The following is a 4,018-nucleotide window of genomic DNA, read 5'->3' on the forward strand; positions in this document are numbered from 1 at the left end:
GGTCGGGGGCGGGTTACGGGACCGGGCGTACGGGGTCGAGGTGCGCCGGCCGCCGGGACGGGCGCCGGCGGCCGGCTCAGGGCCGGGCTGGCTAGGGCCGGCGCCAGGAGTGCGACTCCAGGTGGGAGCCGGCCATGGGCCCCATGCGCAGCATGCCGCCGTCGACCGCCCAGGACGCGCCGGTGACGTACGCGGAGTCCTCCCCCGCCAGGAAGCCGATCACCGCGGCGACCTCGCGGGCGTCGCCCGGCCGCCCCAAGGGGATGCCGGGCCGCTCCTCCTCGTGCACATCGGTGTCGTGCTGCCCGGTCATGGGGGTGGCGATCTCGCCGGGCGCCACGGCGTTGACCCGGATGCCGTGCTCGGCCAGTTCCAGCGCCATGACCTGGGTGAGCAGCCCGAGGCCGCCCTTGGCGGCGCAGTACGGTGCCGCGCCGACCCGCGGCTGGTGCTCGTGGACGCTGGTGACATTGATGATCCGACCGCCGTCGCCCTGCGCGATCATGCGCCGGGCGGCCAGCTGTCCGCACAGGAACGGGCCCACCAGATCGACGTCCAGCACCTGCCGAACGGTGGCGTGGTCGATGTCGAGATACGGGGTCGCGGTGCCGGTGCCGGCGTTGTTGACCAGGACGTCGAGCCGGCCCAGGCGGTCGGCGAGGCGGTCGACGGCCTCGGTCGCCTCCGGCAGCCGGGTGAGGTCCATCTGTTCGAGCTCGGCGCGGCGGCCGAGCGACCTGACCTCCGCGGCGGTCTCCTCGGCGCCCTCGCGGTCGCTGTGCCACGTGATGCCGATGTCCATGCCCTGGCGCGCCAGGCGGGCGGCGGTGGCGCGGCCGATGCCCGAATCCGCACCGGTGATCACGGCCACGCGGTCCGCCGACTCGCTCCGCAAGGTCATCGTGTGTCTCCTCCTGCTGATCGTGCGTTGTCATGCGTTGTCGTGCGCTGCCGTACGCCGTCGTACGGTGTCGTGTGCCGTCGTACGGTGCCGTGCGCCGTCGTGCGCCGGCTGTACGGCGGCGCGCCTCGGTGTATGTCGTTTCGCGCTGTACGCGCGTCCCCCTCTCGCGTGCCCGGGTGTGGCGGGTTCACCCCTCCACGCCGGTGGAGCGGTGCGCGGAGCCGACGGGCTTGGACTCGGGCGAGCCGCGCTGACGCAGATAGATCGACAGCACGACCATGGAGGCGATGGCGAGGAACTCGGACTGCCAGTTCTGCAGGGTGCGGCTCCAGAAGTCGGCGCCGGCGATGTACTCGGACCAGGGCTGGGGCGCCTGGAGGCTGCGCAGCCGGTCCTCGTTGTGGGCGGCGACACCGGCGACGGACTGGGCGAACCACGACAGCAGGAAGATGGCGCCCATCACGAGCCCCAGCGAGCTGCCGTACAGCCACAGCCGGAGGCCGGCGGCCCTGGCCCAGCGCGGCGAGTCCCCGTCGGCGTGGCGTCCGACGCGCTGCCGCCGGTCGGACTCGGACCCGATCCTGCGCAGGCTCTTCGACTCCGGGGAGCCGCGCTGCACGAGCCACACCGTGAGGAAGACGAAGAGGAAGAACTGGAGGTACTCCGACTGCCAGTTCTCCATCACGTCCACCGCGAAGTCGGAGGAGGTGAGGTAGTCGCCCAGGCCGACGGTCTCCAGTTGGTCGGCCGCCAGCTGGTTGTTGAGGGCGGCGCACCCGGCGAACGCCTGAGCGACGAGGGCGGCCAGGAACAGGCCGCCGAAGGCGAGGACCAGGCCGTTGTCGCGGAGGAAGCCGCGGACGCCGGCGGGGTGCGGGGCGTCGTCGTCCCCCGCGTCGCCCTGCTCGCTGTCCTCGCCGGGGCTCCGTCCGTCGCGCGTGGTCATCGGTGGAACACCCCCAGGGCGATGCAGTAGGCGAGCCCGACGGCGATCACCAGCAGACAGAGGACGAACATCCCTTTCACGGGCGTCACCCACCCTTCACGGCGCACTGGTACGGCTCGTCCGGGCGGGGGGCGCAGCCGGCCGCGACGACCTTCCAGCCGGTCGAGAACAGCGACAGGAACAGCGTGTCCGAGCCGAACACGACCCGGGCCTGGCGGCCCTCGACATCGGTGGCGCGGACCTGGTTGCCGGCGGCCGGGACCTCCTCCTCCAGCACCACCCGTGGGCACGGCGCCCCCGCGGAGCGCTCCAGCTCCTCCCGGGTGCCGGGGGCCAGGGCCGCGCAGGCCGCCGCGCCGTCCCGGGTGCCCAGGGCACGTTCGAAGCCGAGGGCCGCCGCCGTCGCGGCCGAGCGGCGCTGCTCCAGCTCGCCGCACCCGGCCGCCGGGAGCAGTACGGCGGCCGTCGCCCCCGCCGCCAGTCGCCGCCGCCAGGGCATCGGCTGTCCTCCCGTCGGTGATCGTCGGTGACTGTGGGTCCGCGCCGGTGCGCTCCGGCCCCGGCCGGCTGTGCCGGCGCCCGGCCGCCGCCCGCCGGCCCTCCGGACCGCCGACTCGCCGACGCCGGGTGCTCGGTCAGTGACCGGGCACTCCTCCGCGCTCGGTCCGTCCCCGTACCACCGGCCGGCGCCGGGGCCGGGGCCGCTCCGACGGACCGTAACCCCCGGCGGGCGGCGTGGCCGGGCGCCGCACAGGCGGTGGCGGAGCGGGTCCCCCCGGTGGCGGACACTCCACCGGCTCCGCGGGGCCCGCCGCCGGTGCGCCGGGTGCGCCGGCCTCCTCCGACGGCCGGGTCACGTCCGCCACGGCAGCCAGCACCTCCGCCACGGTGATCCGGAGCAGCCGCGGGTCGCAGGTGGCCCCGTGGGCGTCGCCCGGGCGGGGCGCGTCGCCGTCGGGGTGCCACAGCGCCCGGTGCCGGGGGCTGTCCGGCGGCCCCCACAGCCGGGGCGCGACGGGGCCGAACAGCACGACCGACGGCGTACCGAGCGCGGTGGCCAGGTGGGCGAGGCCGGTGTCGCCGACGACCACGGCGCGGGCGCCGGCGACCAGCGCGGCCAGTTCCGCGAACGGCACGTCCTCGGCGCCGCCCCGTACGGCCGTGGGCGGCAGGCCGGCGGCCCGCGCCACGGCGTGCGCGAGCGGGCCCTCCCCCGCCCCCGCGGTGATCACGACCGGCCGGCCGCGCGCGGTCAGCGCCCGGGCCACCGCGGCGAACCGCTCGGCGGGCCAGCGGCGGGCGGCGGCGTCCGCGCCGGGGTGCAGGACCACGGCGCCGGGCGCGGGGCAGTCCGCGTCCGGCGCGGCGAGGAGCAGATCGGCGGGGTCGGCGGGGACGCCGTACCAGTCGAGCAGCCGGCACCAGCGCTCCCGCTCGTGCTCGTCCTCCCGCCACGGGGGGCCGGGCAGCCAGGGGGTGCCGGGGTGGGCGAAGGCGAACAGCCGTGCGGGACGGAGGGCGTCCAGCAGGAGGTGGCTGGGCGGGCCGTTGCCGTGCAGGTCGACGGCGAGGTCGGGGGGCGGCCCGTGCCAGTCGAGCCGGTCCGGCACGGCGCGGCCGCGCGCGGTGGTGGGCAGCAGCCCGTCCACGGCGCCGGTCAGCGCGGCGGCGTCGGCGAGCCGGGCGGGCGCGGCGAGCAGCAGTTCGTGCGCGGGGTACGCCCTCCGCAGCGCCCGCAGCGCGGGCACGGCGGTGAGAAGATCCCCGAGCCCGAGCGCCCGCAACACGAGCAGCCGCGGACGGGCGGATGGTGCGGCCCCCCGTTCCGCGCCGTCGCGCGGGGGAGCGTACGGGTGGCTCCGCTCGCCGAGAGGCGGCGTTCCCTCGGGGCGGCCGGGGTCGACCGAACCGCCCGCCACGCCCGGCCCGGCCGAACGCACCGGCTCGCTCCTCATGGCCCCGGCAGGCCCCAGCGGTCCGAGCGCTGCGGCGTATCGGGGCACCCGGCTCGTCGAGCCGCTCACGCCGAGCCGCCGCACGGGCCGCGGGCCGGCAGGTTGCGCGGGTCCCCGCTCCGGGCCGGTGGTGGGACGGGCCACCGCGCGCTCGGTACGCCGTCGGTCGTGCTGTTCGGCCCCGTCGCGCCCCGGCTGTGGGGGCCGCCGGAC

4 protein-coding genes are annotated in these 4,018 nt (G+C 77.2%); all 4 read right to left on the bottom strand.

Annotation, left to right across the window (positions count from 1 at the left end):
* Positions 1 to 91 precede the first annotated feature (91 nt).
* The gene (locus ACSNOD_RS29230; protein ID WP_436770087.1) at positions 92 to 901 is read right to left on the bottom strand and encodes an SDR family oxidoreductase; all 810 of its coding nucleotides are present in this window, start codon (positions 899 to 901) and stop codon (positions 92 to 94) included.
* A 190-nt stretch (positions 902 to 1,091) separates the two neighbouring features.
* Positions 1,092 to 1,850 carry a DUF6766 family protein gene (locus ACSNOD_RS29235; protein WP_436770088.1) on the bottom strand — a complete coding sequence of 253 codons (759 nt, stop codon included), beginning with the start codon at positions 1,848 to 1,850 and terminating at the stop codon, positions 1,092 to 1,094.
* An 85-nt stretch (positions 1,851 to 1,935) separates the two neighbouring features.
* Positions 1,936 to 2,349, bottom strand: a complete 414-nt coding sequence (locus tag ACSNOD_RS29240; protein ID WP_436770089.1) for a hypothetical protein — start codon at positions 2,347 to 2,349, stop codon at positions 1,936 to 1,938.
* A 136-nt stretch (positions 2,350 to 2,485) separates the two neighbouring features.
* A complete protein-coding gene (locus tag ACSNOD_RS29245) occupies positions 2,486 to 3,790 on the bottom strand; it encodes a glycosyltransferase family 9 protein (RefSeq protein ID WP_436770090.1) in 1,305 nt (434 codons plus the stop codon).
* Between the last annotated feature and the right edge of the window lie 228 nt (positions 3,791 to 4,018).

The sequence above is a fragment of the Streptomyces sp. URMC 123 genome, assembly GCF_051386515.1.
Classification (GTDB): Bacteria; Actinomycetota; Actinomycetes; order Streptomycetales; family Streptomycetaceae; genus Streptomyces.